The sequence below is a fragment of the Enterobacter sp. BNK-14 genome (assembly GCF_047456095.1).
In the GTDB taxonomy this organism is placed as follows: Bacteria; Pseudomonadota; Gammaproteobacteria; order Enterobacterales; family Enterobacteriaceae; genus Enterobacter; species Enterobacter kobei.
In genome coordinates this window covers 2,942,140-2,959,279 of sequence record NZ_CP179897.1, presented here as the reverse complement: position 1 = coordinate 2,959,279, position 17,140 = coordinate 2,942,140, and the positions used below count along the sequence as shown (strand labels likewise).

The following is a 17,140-nucleotide window of genomic DNA, read 5'->3' as shown; positions in this document are numbered from 1 at the left end:
CCAACCGGTAACGGTGTTTACGACGGGGGTCACGGAGTTTCAGGAAATAATAACGAATCTCGCAGGACATGGTCGTTACCGCGGCGACGCGTAAACCCAATACGGTTGAAATACTCCAGGATCTGAATCGCCAGCTTGCGCCCTACGTTCAGCCGATCGCGAAAATCGGCTGCACAGGTGGAGCCGCGCGCCTGATCCAGCTCGCGGATCAGGTTAGCAAACGCCACAATGCGATCGTTACGGTAATAACGATCTTTCACGATCGCAACTATCAGCCCCTGCTGCGCAGCGTGCCGCAATACCTGACGCATCGCCTGCTCGTCGGTGTTCGTTTCGCGCGCCAGATCGCGAACCCACCACGGCTCATCACCAAACAGCGAAGCCACTTTCTGCCAGATAACCTCCTGCTCTGCGGTGAATCCGGCTTTGTGATCCGGCAGGTGCAGCCAGCCGTGGTGGCTTTTAATCACCCCGCTTTCGCGCATGTTTTCAATCAGCAGCAGCACCAGCGCATCGTCTTCCATCGGCAGCGCCATGCGGCGCAGACGCTCACGCCCCGGACCAGGCTCATCCTGATGCTGTTCATGATACGTCGCGAGAGTGGTGAGTATTTTACGCTGCCAGCGTGCGGCAACCGGGGCATTCAACAGACTATTACCGGCCTGAATAAAGCCCGGCTGCCGGGTCAACGGGTCTAATCCTTCCCTGCTCAGCTGGCGTGCCCAGGCAAAATCACCCAGGTTCACCGCACCGCGATCGAGATGCACCCGCAGCGCGGCGTTATCATCAGGGGCCTGTGCCAGCGCGGCCAGCCATTGCAGATATTCCGGTTTACGCTTGCCGCGTCGCGGCGAGTTAAGCGCCACCACCCGTGCCCCGGCCAGCGTTTCCCGCGCGGAGATATCCCGCAGAACCAGACGGTCGTTGTCTGCAAGCCAGAGCGGTGAATCGAAAACCAGTTCAGCAAGATCGTTTTCCAGCAGCGACACGCGTCCGGTGATATGGCTGGCCGCGTGGTGAATATGCAGCGGCTGCCACTGAGTCAGCGGCACATTCGTCTGCAGAGAGACAATCACGCGTTCAGACGGCTCTGGCGGAGCATCGGCCAGCAGCCAGTCGCCGCGGTTAAGCTGCTCTTTTTCCGCATCTCCGGCAATATTCAGCGCGATCCGCTGCCCGGCATGCGCCTGCTCTGCGGGCTGGTTCTGTGCATGTAAGCCGCGCACGCGCATCGGTTTGTTAACGCCCGTCAGCCACAGGCTATCGCCCACCTTCACTTCACCGCTCAACGCGGTACCGGTGACCACCAGGCCCGCCCCTTTTACGGTAAATGCCCGATCAATCGCCAGACGGAAGCGATGATGACTTGCGTGGTCACGTGACGTCAGTTGCTGCAAATGGTGACGAAGTTCGTCGATGCCGCGGCCTTCGGTGGCCACGGTGACAAAAATCGGCGCATCGGCAAAGCCATACTCCCGTAAGGTGGCCTGCACCCCTTCGCGCACCTCGCCGACGCGCGCGTCATCCACGCGGTCAGCTTTCGTCAGCGCTACGGTCAGCTGCGGGTTGCCGGTCAGCTGGAGGATTGCCAAATGCTCGCGGGTTTGCGCCATCACGCCGTCATCGCAGGCCACGACCAGCAGGGCATGATCGATACCCCCCACCCCCGCCAGCATGTTAGACAGAAACTTCTCGTGCCCTGGTACATCAATAAAACCCAGCACGCGGCCGTCTGGCTGGGGCCAGTAGGCATAGCCCAGGTCGATGGTCATGCCGCGCTTTTTCTCTTCCGGCAGACGATCGGCGTTTATGCCAGTAATCGCCTGCAGCAACGTAGTTTTTCCGTGGTCGACATGACCGGCGGTGGCAATAATCATTTCAACAACATCTCCAGAAATCGCTCTTCATCATCAAGGCAGCGCAGATCCAGCCACATTCGTCCATCGTAAATCCGCCCGATAACCGGCACAGGCATGGCGCGCCAGCGTAACGACAGGGCCTCCAGGTGGCTGCCGCGCCCGTCACGCGGGGTAAACGTGAGCGCTTCGCTCGGCAGCCTGTCCACCGGCAGCGAACCGCTGCCAATCTGCGACTGGCAGGGCTCAATCCGAACGTCAAAATCAGGGTAGTGCGGGGCGATGCGCGGCAGCAATAACTCGGCCTGCGCACGAATCGAGGCGGCATCACGGGTTAAGAGACGCAGCACAGGCAGGCGGTCGGCCAGCTTCTCCGGATGGAGATAGAGCCGCAGCGTCGCATCCAGCGCGGCAAGGGTCATTTTATCGGCTCGCAGGGCGCGCTTGAGCGGATGCTGCTGCAGCCGGGCAATCAGCTCGCGTTTGCCGACGATAATTCCGGCCTGCGGCCCGCCCAGCAGTTTGTCGCCGGAAAAACTCACCAGGCTGACGCCCGCCGCAATCATCTCTTGCGGCATCGGTTCTTTTGGCAAGCCGTACTGGCTCAGGTCCACCAGCGAACCGCTGCCGAGATCGGCAATCACCGGGATATTCAGTTCGCGCCCAATTTCCGCCAGCTCGGCCTCATCAACCGTTTTGGTGAAGCCTTCAATCTGATAATTGCTGGTGTGAACCTTCATCAGCAGGGCGGTGTTTTCATTCACCGCAGCGCGATAATCTTTCGCATGGGTACGGTTGGTGGTACCGACCTCATGCAGCGTGCAGCCCGCCTGGCGCATCACGTCCGGAATGCGAAACGCCCCGCCAATTTCCACCAGCTCGCCGCGGGATACCACCACCTCTTTGCCACTGGCGGTGGCCGCCAGCATTAGCAGCACCGCTGCGGCGTTGTTATTCACAATGCAGGCATCTTCTGCACCGGTCAGCTGGCACAGCAGATCCGCCAGGGCACGATCGCGATGCCCGCGTCCTGCGCCGTCCAGATCGTACTCCAGCGTCACCGGCGTTCGCATGGCCTGCCCGACCGCAGCCACGGCCTCTTCCGCCTGCTGCGCGCGGCCCAGGTTGGTGTGCAGCACGGTACCGGTAAGGTTGATCACCGGGCGTAATGCGCTTTGCGCGTTCTTGTCCAGCCGATGTTCCACTTCCAGCTCCCACGCGCTACACCAGTCGGGCAAGCTATTTTCTGCCTGAATGGCGCATCGGGCTTCGTCCTGAAGCAGGCGTAACATCTCAACCGTCGCGGTATGGCCGAAACGCTCCACAACAGCATGAATGCGAGGTTCGCGAAGAAGACGATCGGTAGCGGGGATCTGGCTGTAGAGCGAATGATGAGTAGTCATGAAAGCGCCTGGCGAGTAAATATCTTCCCCCCTCCCGACGGGAGAGGGAGTTAACATGTGGAGAGATTGTACCGCCTCCTGCAGCGAAGTGTTATAACCCGCGTCAAGCCTTTGGCGGTTCGGTACGGGCAAAGCTCTCTCGGCTAAAGAGCGTTTCAGCCAGCTTCACCAGCAACGGTCGGTCAACGCACCAGCCGGGGGACACGCGGCGGAAATTGAGATACCCGATGGCGCAGGCAATGGCGATGGTGGCCAGGTTCAGGCTATCGGTGTGAATTTTTCCCTCCCGGATGAGCTGTTCGCACATATCCAGACTGCGGTTGATTTTTTCCCGCTGGCGCAGCAGTTCGTTTTCTGACTGCTGTGCGGCGGGCCTTGCCTGCTCACGCACGGAAGTCAGCGCCGCATCCATAATGCCATCGGCCAGGGCTTCAATCTGCTTCACCGCCAGCGCCGCTTTTGGGTCAGCCGGCAGCATTGCCGGGGCCACGCCCAGCAGCTCGATATACTCCGCAATAATCGGGGAGTCGAACCAATATTCACCCTCGTCCGTCACCAGCGCCGGAACTTTTCCCAGCGGGTTGTACTGCGCGACGCCGTTTTCAGCGTTGTAGGGCTGTTCATTGACGAATTCGAATGTCATCCCTTTCTCCAGCAGGAGAATCGAGATTTTTCGCACGAAGGGACTGGTGTAGCTACCGATGAGTTTCATTGCCTGATCCTTGATGCCGGAAAAAGGTCAGTATGGATCACGGGATGAAAAAAGGGCAGGTATGGATGTCGCATTACTGCCCTGGCGGGATTAATGATCGAGGTAGAGGTAGTGCATCCAGCTGGTCATGCGCAGCAACACTTTACGCATCACCGAGACGTGGGCGAAATGGTCTGAATAGACCGCCACCTGGGCATAGATACCGTCTGGTAGCGCATCGACGTCGGCGTTAGGCTCCAGTTCAATCAGCGCCTGTACGCCATCCGTGCCCGGTGTGACGGTCAATGCCTGCAACGCCCCCTGCGCCTGGTACGACCCTCCCGGCACCACCGGCAGGACGCTGGTGAGTTTCCCGGTAAATACCTGGCCCGGCAGCGCATTAAACACCACTTCTGCTTCATCACCCGGCTTAAGACGCAGCAGCGAGTTCTGGCGGAACTGCGCCACAATCTGACGTTTCTGTTCCGGAATAAAGACCATGACCGGACGCAGAGGTAACGCGGCGGCATAGGTCCCCGGACGGATCAGCACCTGGGTGATATAGCCGTTGCTCGGCGCGCGCACCACGGTCTGATCGAGATTGTATTTCGCTTCGGCAAGCTGGGCGCGTAATGAGGCAATCTGCGACTGTTCACCGTTCACCATGCTGTCTAACTGACTTTGAATCTGCGTCTGTTCAGCCACAGAACCTTTCACCAGTGCATCCTGCGCCAGATAGTTCTGCCGCGCGTTGTCGATATCGCTTTCAGAAAACGGGTTCACCTTCGCCCGGCTGCCTTTCAGGTAACGCTGATAATCTTTATACAGGCGGTCACGCTCTGCCGAGACGCGCGTGGTATTAGCGACGGCTTCTGCAAGCTGCGCTTTCAGGCTATCGATATTATGGGTTGCGGTGACCAGATCGGCCTTGAGTCTGTCGACCCGCGCCTGGTAGCGGCCCGGATCAAGTTTAAATAATACTTCGCCTTTTTTAATGAGCTGGTTGTTTTTATCAGTCACTTCGGTGACCACGCCCGTCACCTGCGGTGTAATCGGAATGGAAATAACCGCTTTTTGCGCCGTAAAGGTATACGGATGGTTATAGTTCATTAACAGAATCAGTCCGGCAACAATAAATACCCCGCCCAATGTTGCGGTGGCGAGCGTCCACTGATTTACCGGAATGCGGAATATTTTAAAGATCGCCCAGGCAAATGCCACATAGGTCAAAATAATCAACAGATCCATGATTAGCGCTCCAGCGTGTTCTGATCAGCAGTGGGCTGTACCGCCGCCAGCTTTTGTTCTAATTCGGCCACGCGTTTGGACAGCGCATCCATGCCCGGGACCTCATCTGGCTTTGTAATGTGGTTCTGCATGCCCCAACCGCGATCTTCACGGTAGAGCGTGGCCCAAATCCACAGAAACGGCCAGATGGCATGGAGGGTGAACAGGCTAATCCAGCCTGCCGTATGAATCGCATCGGCATGGGGATGATTACGTTTTTTAGCCATATTATAAGGGATATCATGAATAGCGATAATCCCGTAAAAAAGCACCAGAAATACAAAAATCAATACGCCCAACGCAAAATAGTTGAGAAACATATTTTCCTCACTTAAACAACGTCAACTCATTAAACGAATAAAACAGCACGCAGCCTAATTAATTTATTTTTAAATTTAAAAGGCACACTGGTTATTTCAGAGCCGGGGAGTATCGGTTTTTATAATATCTCCATGCAAGTTTATAAACGTGTCAAAATATAACCTGAATAATAATATACTTAACCTTACATTATGAGCGTAATCCACCTTTTAACTTTTCGCCATACCACACATGAAAAGTGGTTTTTTAGCTTTACGTGTCACTCAAGACTATCCTGACGCCAATTCGCAAAGCAGAGTTTGCCGCCGATCACAGCCAGAGAAATCTGCATAAAAATATTTTGTGAATTCAGTCACAATCCAGAAACAAACCCACAAAACAAAAATGAGATCACAATCACAGAAACGCGTAGTTTTTGCTTTGTTTTTCGCCATCGTATTTTTTTTACCCACTAATTTTGTGATTCAGATCACGTCATTGAATGCCACACCCCCTACATTTACGTGACACATATCACACAAATTTTCACTGTCTGGACAGTTGAACGATTCAGTGCCAGATTTCACAGCATCAGAACAGGGCCCGGCTACCTCTGCCGCCGCACATTAACGATAAACCTCGGGCCGCAAGCCTAAGCGTAAACATAAGAAGGGGTGTTTTATGTCATCCGATTTCAAGATCAAAGTCCAAAGCTTTGGTCGTTTCCTCAGCAACATGGTGATGCCAAATATCGGCGCGTTTATCGCGTGGGGTATTATCACCGCATTGTTCATTCCGACAGGGTGGTTGCCTAACGAAACGCTGGCGAAACTTGTTGGCCCTATGATTACTTACCTCCTGCCGCTGCTGATCGGTTTCACCGGTGGTCGTCTGGTAGGCGGTGACCGTGGTGGCGTTGTGGGTGCCATCACCACAATGGGTGTTATCGTCGGTGCGGATATGCCGATGTTCCTCGGTGCCATGATTGCCGGTCCTCTGGGCGGCTGGGCGATTAAGAAATTCGACGTCTGGGTAGATGGTAAGATCAAATCCGGCTTCGAAATGCTGGTGAACAACTTCTCTGCGGGCATCATCGGGATGATCCTCGCGATTCTGGCGTTCCTCGGCATTGGTCCTGCGGTTGAAGTGCTGTCCAAAATTCTGGCGGCAGGCGTTAACTTTATGGTGGCGCACGACATGCTGCCGCTGGCGTCTATCTTCGTTGAACCGGCGAAAATTCTGTTCCTTAATAACGCCATCAACCACGGTATCTTCTCGCCGCTGGGTATTCAGCAGTCTCACGATCTCGGCAAGTCCATCTTCTTCCTGATTGAAGCGAACCCAGGTCCGGGTATGGGCGTTCTGCTGGCATACATGTTCTTTGGTCGCGGTAGCGCTAAGCAGTCTGCTGGCGGTGCGGCTATCATCCACTTCCTGGGCGGTATCCACGAAATTTACTTCCCGTACGTGCTGATGAACCCACGCCTGATCCTGGCCGTTATCCTCGGCGGTATGACCGGCGTGTTCACCCTGAGCGTGCTGGGCGGCGGTCTGGTCTCTCCTGCTTCTCCAGGCTCTATCCTGGCCGTGCTGGCGATGACCCCGAAAGGTGCCTACTTCGCTAACATCGCGGCTATCTGTGCGGCCATGGCGGTCTCCTTCGTGGTTTCTTCTATCCTGCTGAAAACCAGCAAAGTGAAAGAAGATGACGATATCGAAGCGGCAACCCGCCGTATGCACGACATGAAGGCGGAATCCAAAGGCGCGACCCCGCTGGCGGCTGGCGATGTCTCTAACGACCTGAGCCACGTGCGTAAAATCATCGTTGCTTGTGATGCCGGTATGGGCTCCAGTGCAATGGGTGCCGGCGTGCTGCGTAAGAAAGTACAGGATGCGGGCCTGACCAACATCTCCGTGACCAACAGCGCAATTAACAGTCTGCCGCCGGACGTTGACCTGGTGATCACCCACCGCGATCTGACCGAACGCGCCATGCGTCAGGTACCGCAGGCACAGCACATTTCGCTGACTAACTTCCTCGACAGCGGCCTGTACACCAGCCTGACAGAACGTCTGGTTGCCGCGCAGCGTCATGAAGATAACGAAGTGAAAGTGCGCACCAGCCTGCAGGATAGCTTTGACGAGAGTAATGCCCACCTGTTTAAACTGGGTGCGGAGAACATCTTCCTCGGCCGTACCGCGGCTACTAAAGAAGAAGCGATTCGCTTTGCCGGTGAACAGCTGGTAAAAGGCGGTTACGTTCAGCCTGAATATGTCGATGCGATGTTGGAACGCGAAAAACTGACCCCGACCTATCTCGGTGAATCCATCGCGGTTCCACACGGTACCGTTGAGGCGAAAGACCGCGTGCTGAAAACCGGTGTGGTGTTCTGTCAGTATCCTGATGGCGTACGCTTCGGTGAAGAAGAAGATGACATCGCCCGTCTGGTGATTGGTATCGCCGCTCGCAACAACGAGCATATCCAGGTGATCACCAGCCTGACCAACGCCCTGGACGATGAGTCCGTTATCGAGCGTCTGGCCAAAACCACCAGCGTTGAAGAAGTTCTGGCACTGCTGAACAAATAACAGCGCCTCTTCCCTCTCCCCCGGGGAGAGGGCTAGGGTGAGGGGGAGAAAGCTCCTCACCCCAGCCCTCTCGGGTAAAAACATTGATGAAGGTTAACACTATGAAAGCATTACATTTTGGCGCAGGTAACATCGGTCGTGGTTTTATCGGCAAACTGCTGGCAGACGCGGGCATTACGCTGACGTTCGCCGATGTGAATCAGGTGGTCCTGGATGCCCTGAATGCCCGTCATAGCTATCAGGTCCATGTGGTGGGCGAAAACGAGCAGGTCGATACCGTCTCAGGCGTGAACGCGGTCAGCAGCATTGGCGACGACGTAATCGACCTGATTGCCAGCGTTGACCTTATCACCACGGCGGTAGGCCCGGTGGTTCTGGAGCGTATCGCCCCGGCGGTGGCTAAAGGCCTGGCAAAACGTAAAGCGCAGAGCATCGACACCCCGCTGAACATCATCGCCTGTGAAAACATGGTACGCGGCACCACACAGCTGAAAGACCATGTCATGGCGGCCGTGGCTGACGAGGATAAAGCCTGGGTCGACGCGCACGTTGGGTTTGTGGATTCCGCCGTGGACCGCATCGTTCCGCCGTCAGCATCCGCCACCCACGACCCGCTGGAAGTGACCGTGGAAACCTTCAGCGAGTGGATCGTCGATAAAACTCAGTTTAAAGGTGCGCTGCCGACCATTCCGGGAATGGAATTAACCGATAACCTGATGGCATTTGTCGAACGCAAACTCTTCACGCTGAACACCGGGCATGCTATAACCGCGTACCTCGGAAAATTGGCCGGTCATCAGACCATTCGCGATGCGATCCTCGATGAGAAAATCCGCGCGGTGGTAAAAGGGGCCATGGAAGAGAGCGGCGCGGTGCTGATCAAACGCTACGGTTTTGATGCTGATAAACACGCAGCCTACATCCAGAAAATCCTCGGTCGCTTTGAAAACCCGTATCTGAAAGATGATGTTGAGCGCGTGGGACGTCAACCGCTGCGTAAGCTGAGTGCAGGCGACCGTCTGATTAAGCCGCTGCTCGGCACGCTGGAATACGGTCTGCCGCATGCCAACCTGGTGAAAGGGATTGCCGCTGCAATGCACTACCGCAGCGATCAGGACCCGCAGGCGATCGAGCTGGCTCAGCTGATTGATGACAAAGGCGCGCAGGCTGCGCTGGCGCAGATTTCCGGTCTGGACGCCAATAGCGACGTGGTTGTGGAGGCGGTTAACGCATACAACGCAACCAAATGATGCACAGTGTGGCGCAGGTTAGTCTGCGCCCAGATAACAGATTGTCAGATATGCAGGCAATAATGGAACAAACCCAGGCCTTTGAAAATCGTGTGCTTGAGCGTCTGAATGCTGGCAAAACCGTACGAAGCTTCCTGATTGCCGCCGTCGAGCTGTTAACCGAGGCGGTAAATATCCTGGTGCTTCAGGTGTTTCGCAAAGACGACTACGCGGTAAAATATGCTGTAGAACCGTTACTGGACGGCGATGGACCGCTGGGCGATTTATCGGTGCGTCTGAAGCTGATTTACGGTCTTGGCGTGCTGAACCGGCAAGAGTACGAAGATGCAGAGCTGTTAATGGCGCTACGTGAGGAGCTCAATCATGACGGTAACGAATACGCCTTTACCGATGATGAGATCCTGGGGCCCTTCGGCGAGTTGCACTGCGTGGCCGCGCTGCCCCCTGCCCCTCATTTCGACAGCAGCGACCCTGAGCTATACGCGATGCAAAAGCTGCGTTATCAGCAGGTTGTCCGCTCCACGATGGTCCTTTCCCTGACTGAGCTGATTTCCCGGATCAGCTTAAAAAAAGCGTTTCAGAAGTAAGCCTGCTCACATTGGTGTATCCTTCCCTGTAAATTCCCCGTTTTCAGAGTTATTTGTCATGAAAGAAGTCGAAAAGAACGAAATTAAACGCCTGAGCGACCGCCTGGATCTGATCCGTCACCAGATGGCGGGTCTGTCACTGGTCGATTCCGCCGAGAAGTACGCCGAGCTGGAGAAAGAGACCGCGAAGCTGGAGGCAGAGATCGAGCGCCTGCGCGAAGTAAAAGGCCAGAAGCTGAGCAACGAAGCGCAGAAGCTGATGAACATGCCACACCGCCGCGCAATCACTAAAAAAGAACAGGCTGACATGGGCAAGCTGAAGAAAAGCGTCCGTGGCCTGGTGGTCGTACACCCGATGACCGAGCTTGGCCGTGAAATGGGCCTGAAAGAGATGACGGGTTTTTGTAAGACCGCATTCTGATTTCATGCCGGGTGGCGCTGCGCTTACCCGGCCTACTCTTTTCCCCTTCGCATGAATTGGTCCAACCAATTGCGCAATCAATCCTCCCCTGGTTCACAATTCCATTATTTCCGCTCACAAAACCATTGCTACCCCATAACATCTGATTAACCATTCATTGTCATTAACCCTACAACACAACATTGGCAGGACCACTTTTACATAACCTGTGATGCAGAGATGAGCGGAGACTCACCCGCCGCGCAGGTTATCTGGTCCCCAGGAGACCTGCATGAGCCTCTGGCAACAAAACTACGACCCGGCCGGAAATATCTGGCTGTCGAGCCTGATCGCATCGCTTCCAATCCTGTTCTTCTTCTTTGCGCTGATTAAGCTCAAGCTGAAGGGCTACCTTGCCGCGACGTACACCGTTGCCATCGCTCTGCTGGTGGCGCTGTTCTTCTACAAAATGCCGGTCGATCGCGCGCTGGCCTCCGTTGTCTACGGTTTCTTCTACGGTCTGTGGCCAATTGCGTGGATCATCATCGCCGCTGTCTTTGTCTATAAAATTTCGGTGAAAACCGGGCAGTTCGACATCATTCGCTCGTCGATTCTCTCCATCACGCCGGACCAGCGCCTGCAGATGCTGATTGTCGGCTTCTCCTTCGGGGCGTTTTTGGAAGGTGCCGCCGGATTTGGCGCACCGGTCGCCATTACGGCCGCTCTGCTGGTGGGCCTCGGCTTTAACCCGCTTTATGCCGCGGGCCTGTGCCTGATTGTGAATACCGCCCCGGTGGCGTTTGGCGCAATGGGGATTCCGATTCTGGTCGCCGGGCAGGTGACCGGGCTGGATAGCTTTGAGATCGGCCAGATGGTGGGTCGCCAGCTGCCGTTCCTGACCATCATCGTGCTGTTCTGGATCATGGCGATTATGGACGGCTGGCGCGGCGTGAAAGAGACGTGGCCTGCTGTAATGGTGGCGGGCGGTTCGTTCGCCATCGCGCAATACCTGAGCTCAAACTTCCTCGGTCCGGAGCTGCCGGACATTATCTCGTCGCTGGTCTCGCTGGTCTGCCTGACCCTGTTCCTGAAACGCTGGCAGCCGGTACGTATTTTCCGCTTCGCCGACATGGGTGCCTCGCAGGTCGATCAAACCCTGGCACGCACGGGCTATACCGCAGGGCAGGTGATCCGTGCCTGGTCACCGTTCCTGTTCCTGACCGCAACGGTAACGCTGTGGAGCATCCCGCCGTTTAAAGCCCTGTTCGCCCCGGGCGGCGCGCTGTACGACATGGTGATTAACATCTCCGTGCCGTTCCTCGACAAAATGGTCGCCCGCATGCCGCCAGTCGTGCATGCCGCCACACCGTATGCCGCGGTCTATAAGTTCGACTGGTTCTCCGCCACCGGGACCGCCATCCTGTTTGCCGCGATCCTTTCCGTGGTGTGGCTGCGCATGAAGCCTGCCGCCGCGGTGCAGACCTTCGCAGCGACGATTAAAGAGCTGATGCTGCCGATTTACTCCATCGGCATGGTGCTGGCGTTCGCGTTTATCTCGAACTACTCCGGCCTGTCATCGACGCTGGCACTGGCGCTGGCCCATACCAGCCACGCCTTCACCTTCTTCTCACCGTTCCTCGGCTGGCTGGGTGTGTTCCTGACCGGGTCAGATACCTCGTCGAACGCCCTGTTTGCTGCACTGCAGGCTACGGCGGCCCAGCAGATTGGCGTGTCGGATGTCCTGCTGGTCGCTGCGAACACCACCGGCGGCGTGACCGGGAAAATGATCTCCCCGCAATCCATCGCCATTGCCTGTGCGGCGGTGGGACTGGTCGGTAAAGAGTCGGATCTGTTCCGCTTTACCGTGAAACACAGCCTGATATTCACCTGCATGGTCGGGGTGATCACCACCCTGCAGGCTTATGTCTTAACCTGGATGATCCCATGATAGTGATGCCCAGACGCCTGTCCGACGAGATAGCCTCTCGCGTACGGGCGCTGATTGAAGAACAACAGCTGGAAGCGGGCATGAAGTTGCCCGCTGAACGCCAGCTCGCCGCCCAGCTTGGTGTATCGCGTAATTCCCTGCGTGAAGCGCTGGCCACGCTGGTCAGCGAAGGGGTACTGGTGAGCCGTCGCGGCGGCGGCACCTTTGTGCGCTGGCAGCATGACGACTGGTCCGAGCAAAACATCGTTCAGCCGCTGAAGACGCTGATGGAAAATGACCCGGACTACAGCTTTGACATCCTCGAAGCGCGTCACGCCATCGAGACCAGCACCGCCTGGCATGCGGCCATGCGGGCAACCGAGGCCGACAAAGAGAAGCTCAAAGCCTGCTTTGAGGCCACGCAAAGCAGCGACCCGGATATCGCCTCCCAGGCTGACGTGCGTTTTCACCTGGCCATTGCCGAAGCGTCGCACAATGTGGTTCTGCTCCAGACCATGCGCGGGTTCTTCGACCTGCTGCAATCCTCTGTCAAACAAAGCCGCCAGCGCATGTACCTGGTTCCGCCGGTGTTTGCCCAACTGACTGAACAACACGAGGCGGTGCTTAACGCCATTCTGGCCGGTGATGCCGAGGCCGCACGCAAGGCGATGATGGCGCATCTCGGCTTCGTTCACACCACCATTAAACGATTCGATGAAGACCAGGCCCGACAGGCGCGTATTACCCGTCTGCCTGGCGAGAGTGATATTTCCAGGGAGAACAAAGCATGATCATTTCAGCAGCCAGTGACTATCGCGCCGCGGCGCAGCGCATTTTGCCCCCGTTCCTGTTCCACTACATCGACGGCGGGGCGTATGCCGAATACACCCTGCGCCGCAATGTGGAAGACTTGTCAGAGGTGGCCCTGCGTCAGCGCGTGCTGAAGAATATGTCTGACCTGAGCCTTGAGACGACGCTGTTCAACGAAACGCTCTCCATGCCGGTCGCCCTCGCCCCCGTCGGCCTGTGCGGTATGTACGCCCGTCGTGGCGAAGTGCAGGCGGCGGCGGCCGCGGATGCCAAAGGTATTCCGTTTACCCTCTCTACCGTCTCCGTCTGCCCGATTGAAGAGGTCGCGCCGACCATCAAGCGTCCGATGTGGTTCCAGCTGTACGTCCTGCGCGATCGCGGTTTTATGCGCAACGCGCTGGAGCGCGCCAAAGCGGCGGGCTGTTCCACGCTGGTCTTTACCGTCGATATGCCAACGCCGGGCGCGCGCTACCGCGACGCCCACTCCGGCATGAGCGGCCCGAATGCCGCTCTGCGCCGCTACTGGCAGGCGGTGACGCACCCGCAGTGGGCGTGGGATGTGGGTCTGAACGGACGTCCGCACGATCTGGGCAATATCTCGGCTTACCTCGGTAAACCGACCGGGCTGGAAGATTACATCGGCTGGCTGGCGAACAACTTCGATCCGTCCATCTCCTGGAAAGACCTGGAGTGGATCCGCGAATTCTGGGACGGCCCGATGGTGATCAAAGGGATCCTCGACCCGGAAGATGCCCGCGACGCGGTACGTTTTGGCGCAGACGGCATTGTGGTTTCAAACCACGGCGGGCGTCAGCTCGACGGTGTGCTCTCCTCCGCACGCGCGCTGCCCGCCATTGCCGATGCGGTGAAAGGCGATATCACGATTCTGGCCGACAGCGGCATTCGCAACGGGCTGGACGTGGTACGCATGATCGCGCTTGGCGCCGACAGCGTGCTGCTGGGCCGTGCGTATCTGTACGCGCTGGCGACGTCGGGTCAGGCTGGCGTGGCGAACCTGCTTGACCTGATCGAAAAAGAGATGAAAGTCGCGATGACGCTGACCGGTGCGAAAACCATTAGCGAAATCAGCAAAGACTCTCTGGTGCAGGAGTTAAGTCGATTACCGGCGGCGCTGGCTCCCCTTGCGCAGGGAAACGCTGCCTGAATACCCCTCCTGTTAACACCGCTGTTCACGCGCCCGGTTCCCCCTTCGGGCGCTTTTTTTTTGCCAGAAATAACACTTAGATAACAAATTGAATAAGAAAATTTGACATATTTGCTCCCTCCGCAATTGTATAGACAAGCAAATACAAGAACACAAAAACAACATCACATCGGAGAGGAGCATATGACGTATTCAGGCAAGGTGGATATTCAGCAGGTGATCGATGAGAGTCCCTTTTCAGGGTTTCACTGGCTTCTTATCGTACTGGGCTTTCTGGTTCTGGCGATCGATGGATTTGATACCGCAGCAATGGGTTACATCGCCCCTACGCTATCGGCAGAATGGGGGATACATAAACAGGATCTGGGGCCGGTGCTGAGCGCAGCCCTGCTGGGCTTGTCGCTGGGTGCCCTCATTGCAGGCCCGGTATCGGACAAGATGGGGCGCAAGCGCGTGCTGGTCTTCTCCTGCCTGTTCTTCGGCCTTGCAAGCCTGGGCACGGCCTGGGCGCAAACTCTGAACACGCTGACGCTGTGGCGCTTTCTGACGGGCCTTGGCCTCGGTGCCGCAATGCCAAACGCCATTACGCTGATTTCGGAGTTCGCCCCCCAGCGCTGCCGCGCCATGGCGATTAATACCATGTACTGCGGCTTCCCTCTGGGTGCCGCAGGGGGCGGTGCGATCTCTTCGTGGCTTATTCCCCACCATGGCTGGCGAAGCGTGCTGCTGACGGGTGCAATTGCGCCGCTGATTTTGACGCTGCTGCTGGCGCTGTTTTTGCCGGAGTCGGTGAAGTTTCTGGTGCAGCGCGGGAAGGACGTCATGCAGATCCGCCGTATCGCCAGCCGGTTCAGCCGCAGTACCCTGGAGAGCGTTACCGGCTTTTTCCTGGCAGAGGAAAAAGTCGCTTCTAGAAAAGGGAGCGTGGCGCAGCTCTTCTCCATGCCCTGGCTGCCCGGCACACTAATGCTGTGGGTCACCTACTTTATGGGGCTGGTGATTTACTACGTCCTGCTGAGCTGGATGCCGACCCTGATGCAGGGGATGGGCTATGCGCTGGCGGAATCCGCCTGGCTCACCTCGCTGTTCACCTTCGGCGGTACCGCAGGCATTCTGCTCGCGGGCTGGATGATGGATCGCTGGGAGGCACACAAAGTGGTCGCGGGTGGCTTTGTGCTGACAATGGGTCTCATTCTGTTACTGGGCATTGAGCATAATCATATCGCCCTGTTTGGCGGGTTGATTTTCCTGATGGGGATCGCGATGAACGGGGCGCAATCGGGCATGCAAACCCTGGCAGCGACTTTTTACCCAACAGAGTGCCGCGCAACGGGTATTGCCTGGATGCAGGGGATCGGCCGCTTTGGCGGCGTGGCGGGAACCATGACCAGCGCTCAGCTGCTTTCCCTGCAGTGGCAGGCGGACAGTATTTTGATGATCCTCAGCGTGCCTGCCCTGGTCGCCGCAGCGGCAACGTGCTACAAAATGCTGCGTTGCCGTGCGCAGGAACCTGGCGTCGCGTAAATCCTCACTTTTCTGCTATTCTGCCCCCGCAATTAAGGGGGCAGCATGCTTAACATCGTTTTATTCGAACCAGAAATTCCGCCGAATACCGGCAATATCATCCGCCTGTGTGCCAACACCGGCTTTCGTCTGCACATCATTGAGCCGATGGGCTTTACGTGGGACGACAAGCGTCTGCGTCGCGCGGGGCTGGATTACCATGAATTTACTGCCGTCGTGCGCCATCATGATTACGCCGCGTTTCTGGAAAGCGAAAAGCCGCAGCGCATGTTCGCCCTGACCACCAAAGGCACGCCAGCGCACAGCGCCGTGAGCTATCAGGACGGTGACTATCTGATGTTTGGCCCGGAAACCCGCGGCCTGCCAGCCACGATTCTGGATGCCCTGCCCGCTGAGCAGAAAATCCGTATTCCGATGATGCCGGACAGCCGCAGCATGAACCTGTCGAACGCGGTGTCGGTGGTGGTGTATGAAGCATGGCGCCAGCTGGGGTACCCGGGCGCCATTCTCAGAAGTTAAATGCCGTCACCATACTCAAACGTATGGTGGATACCGTTGAAGTGCTGATCCATATCCATGGACGGCTTATCGCTGTCTGGTTTGCCGACGATACGCGCCGGTACGCCAGCCGCGGTGGTGTGCGGCGGAACCGGCTGGAGCACAACCGACCCTGCGCCAATCTTCGCGCCGCGTCCGACTTCGATGTTGCCGAGGATTTTGGCACCCGCGCCAATCATCACCCCTTCACGAATTTTCGGATGGCGATCGCCGCTGGTTTTACCGGTACCGCCAAGGGTAACCGACTGCAGGATCGAAACGTCGTCTTCAATCACCGCCGTCTCACCCACAACAATGCCGGTGGCGTGGTCGAGCATAATTCCACGGCCAATTTTCGCTGCCGGGTGAATATCGACCTGGAAGGTCACGGAGACCTGATTTTGCAGGAAGATTGCCAGCGCGCGGCGGCCTTCATTCCATAGCCAGTGGCCGATGCGATACGCCTGCAGGGCGTGGAAGCCTTTCAGGTATAGCAGAGGCGTAGAGTATTTATCTACCGCCGGGTCACGCGTACGCACGGCCTGAATATCACAGGCGGCAGAGGCGATCATTTCCGGGTCAGCGGCGTATGCCTCCTCCACAACTTCGCGGATGGCGATAGCAGGCATAATCGAGGAAGCCAGCTTGTTGGCGAGCATGTAGCTGAGAGCACTGCCAAGGTTTTCGTGTTTGAGTAGCGTAGCGTGGTAAAAACTGGCCAGCATAGGCTCACAGTCGGCCAGCGCCCGGGCTTCGGCTTTAATATTGTTCCAGACGATATCCAGTTCTTCACACGGCATTGCTTACTCCAGAC

General features: G+C 57.0%; 15 protein-coding genes. 9 read left to right on the top strand and 6 right to left on the bottom strand.

The window, feature by feature from the left end; translation table 11 throughout:
* Window positions 1-29: 29 nt before the first annotated feature.
* From selB to ACMGGM_RS14110, 5 genes are all read right to left on the bottom strand, one after another.
* The gene (gene selB / locus ACMGGM_RS14130) at window positions 30-1,877 is read right to left on the bottom strand and encodes a selenocysteine-specific translation elongation factor (RefSeq protein WP_057057600.1); all 1,848 of its coding nucleotides are present in this window, start codon (window positions 1,875-1,877) and stop codon (window positions 30-32) included.
* Window positions 1,874-3,259: an L-seryl-tRNA(Sec) selenium transferase gene (gene selA / locus ACMGGM_RS14125; protein ID WP_014882022.1), complete on the bottom strand. Its 1,386-nt coding sequence runs from the start codon at window positions 3,257-3,259 to the stop codon at window positions 1,874-1,876. The genes selB and selA overlap by 4 nt, the downstream gene beginning before the upstream one ends.
* Before the next feature lie 103 nt (window positions 3,260-3,362).
* On the bottom strand, window positions 3,363-3,971 hold the full coding sequence (locus ACMGGM_RS14120) for a glutathione S-transferase (protein WP_014882021.1): 609 nt from the start codon (window positions 3,969-3,971) through the stop codon (window positions 3,363-3,365).
* A gap of 90 nt (window positions 3,972-4,061) precedes the next feature.
* On the bottom strand, window positions 4,062-5,198 hold the full coding sequence (locus ACMGGM_RS14115; protein ID WP_014882020.1) for an HlyD family secretion protein: 1,137 nt from the start codon (window positions 5,196-5,198) through the stop codon (window positions 4,062-4,064).
* Window positions 5,199-5,200: 2 nt separating this feature from the next.
* On the bottom strand, window positions 5,201-5,557 hold the full coding sequence (locus ACMGGM_RS14110) for a DUF3302 domain-containing protein (RefSeq protein WP_014882019.1): 357 nt from the start codon (window positions 5,555-5,557) through the stop codon (window positions 5,201-5,203).
* Window positions 5,558-6,218: 661 nt separating this feature from the next.
* On the opposite strand from ACMGGM_RS14110, the gene ACMGGM_RS14105 reads away from it, so the two are divergent.
* The 9 genes from ACMGGM_RS14105 to trmL all read left to right on the top strand — a co-directional run bounded on the left by ACMGGM_RS14105 (window position 6,219) and on the right by trmL (window position 16,308).
* A complete protein-coding gene (locus tag ACMGGM_RS14105) occupies window positions 6,219-8,126 on the top strand; it encodes a PTS mannitol transporter subunit IICBA (protein ID WP_014882018.1) in 1,908 nt (635 codons plus the stop codon).
* A gap of 101 nt (window positions 8,127-8,227) precedes the next feature.
* Window positions 8,228-9,376 carry a mannitol-1-phosphate 5-dehydrogenase gene (gene mtlD, locus ACMGGM_RS14100; protein ID WP_048339381.1) on the top strand — a complete coding sequence of 383 codons (1,149 nt, stop codon included), beginning with the start codon at window positions 8,228-8,230 and terminating at the stop codon, window positions 9,374-9,376.
* Window positions 9,373-9,963, top strand: coding sequence for a mannitol operon repressor MtlR (mtlR, locus tag ACMGGM_RS14095; RefSeq protein ID WP_023331737.1), 591 nt, complete (start codon window positions 9,373-9,375; stop codon window positions 9,961-9,963). Before mtlD ends, mtlR begins: the two co-directional genes overlap by 4 nt.
* Window positions 9,964-10,021: 58 nt before the next feature.
* Window positions 10,022-10,384 carry a YibL family ribosome-associated protein gene (locus tag ACMGGM_RS14090; RefSeq protein ID WP_014882015.1) on the top strand — a complete coding sequence of 121 codons (363 nt, stop codon included), beginning with the start codon at window positions 10,022-10,024 and terminating at the stop codon, window positions 10,382-10,384.
* Between the two features lie 271 nt (window positions 10,385-10,655).
* Window positions 10,656-12,311: an L-lactate permease gene (gene lldP, locus ACMGGM_RS14085; protein ID WP_014882014.1), complete on the top strand. Its 1,656-nt coding sequence runs from the start codon at window positions 10,656-10,658 to the stop codon at window positions 12,309-12,311.
* Window positions 12,308-13,081 (top strand): transcriptional regulator LldR, encoded by a 774-nt coding sequence (gene lldR / locus ACMGGM_RS14080; RefSeq protein WP_032635334.1) that lies wholly within the window; start codon window positions 12,308-12,310, stop codon window positions 13,079-13,081. Before lldP ends, lldR begins: the two co-directional genes overlap by 4 nt.
* Entirely contained in the window at window positions 13,078-14,265 is a 1,188-nt protein-coding gene (lldD, locus tag ACMGGM_RS14075; RefSeq protein ID WP_063944024.1) for an FMN-dependent L-lactate dehydrogenase LldD, read from the top strand. Before lldR ends, lldD begins: the two co-directional genes overlap by 4 nt.
* A gap of 183 nt (window positions 14,266-14,448) precedes the next feature.
* A complete protein-coding gene (locus tag ACMGGM_RS14070) occupies window positions 14,449-15,789 on the top strand; it encodes an MFS transporter (protein ID WP_014882011.1) in 1,341 nt (446 codons plus the stop codon).
* Window positions 15,790-15,834: 45 nt separating this feature from the next.
* Window positions 15,835-16,308, top strand: a complete 474-nt coding sequence (trmL, locus tag ACMGGM_RS14065) for a tRNA (uridine(34)/cytosine(34)/5-carboxymethylaminomethyluridine(34)-2'-O)-methyltransferase TrmL (RefSeq protein WP_014882010.1) — start codon at window positions 15,835-15,837, stop codon at window positions 16,306-16,308.
* Here the strand turns inward: trmL and cysE are convergent.
* A complete protein-coding gene (cysE, locus tag ACMGGM_RS14060; protein ID WP_008502718.1) occupies window positions 16,305-17,126 on the bottom strand; it encodes a serine O-acetyltransferase in 822 nt (273 codons plus the stop codon). The two genes, trmL and cysE, sit on opposite strands and share 4 nt — an antisense overlap.
* Window positions 17,127-17,140: the final 14 nt, after the last annotated feature.

Bases quoted from the DNA above. Each gene is read 5' to 3' on its own strand.
- ACMGGM_RS14090 (WP_014882015.1), top strand. From the start codon at position 10,022: ATGAAAGAAGTCGAAAAGAACGAAATTAAACGCCTGAGCGACCGCCTG.
- mtlD (WP_048339381.1), top strand. From the start codon at position 8,228: ATGAAAGCATTACATTTTGGCGCAGGTAACATCGGTCGTGGTTTTATC.
- ACMGGM_RS14115 (WP_014882020.1), bottom strand. From the start codon at position 5,198: ATGGATCTGTTGATTATTTTGACCTATGTGGCATTTGCCTGGGCGATC.
- lldP (WP_014882014.1), top strand. From the start codon at position 10,656: ATGAGCCTCTGGCAACAAAACTACGACCCGGCCGGAAATATCTGGCTG.
- mtlR (WP_023331737.1), top strand. From the start codon at position 9,373: ATGATGCACAGTGTGGCGCAGGTTAGTCTGCGCCCAGATAACAGATTG.
- ACMGGM_RS14105 (WP_014882018.1), top strand. From the start codon at position 6,219: ATGTCATCCGATTTCAAGATCAAAGTCCAAAGCTTTGGTCGTTTCCTC.
- trmL (WP_014882010.1), top strand. From the start codon at position 15,835: ATGCTTAACATCGTTTTATTCGAACCAGAAATTCCGCCGAATACCGGC.
- ACMGGM_RS14110 (WP_014882019.1), bottom strand. From the start codon at position 5,557: ATGTTTCTCAACTATTTTGCGTTGGGCGTATTGATTTTTGTATTTCTG.
- selB (WP_057057600.1), bottom strand. From the start codon at position 1,877: ATGATTATTGCCACCGCCGGTCATGTCGACCACGGAAAAACTACGTTG.
- lldR (WP_032635334.1), top strand. From the start codon at position 12,308: ATGATAGTGATGCCCAGACGCCTGTCCGACGAGATAGCCTCTCGCGTA.
- cysE (WP_008502718.1), bottom strand. From the start codon at position 17,126: ATGCCGTGTGAAGAACTGGATATCGTCTGGAACAATATTAAAGCCGAA.
- lldD (WP_063944024.1), top strand. From the start codon at position 13,078: ATGATCATTTCAGCAGCCAGTGACTATCGCGCCGCGGCGCAGCGCATT.
- ACMGGM_RS14070 (WP_014882011.1), top strand. From the start codon at position 14,449: ATGACGTATTCAGGCAAGGTGGATATTCAGCAGGTGATCGATGAGAGT.
- selA (WP_014882022.1), bottom strand. From the start codon at position 3,259: ATGACTACTCATCATTCGCTCTACAGCCAGATCCCCGCTACCGATCGT.
- ACMGGM_RS14120 (WP_014882021.1), bottom strand. From the start codon at position 3,971: ATGAAACTCATCGGTAGCTACACCAGTCCCTTCGTGCGAAAAATCTCG.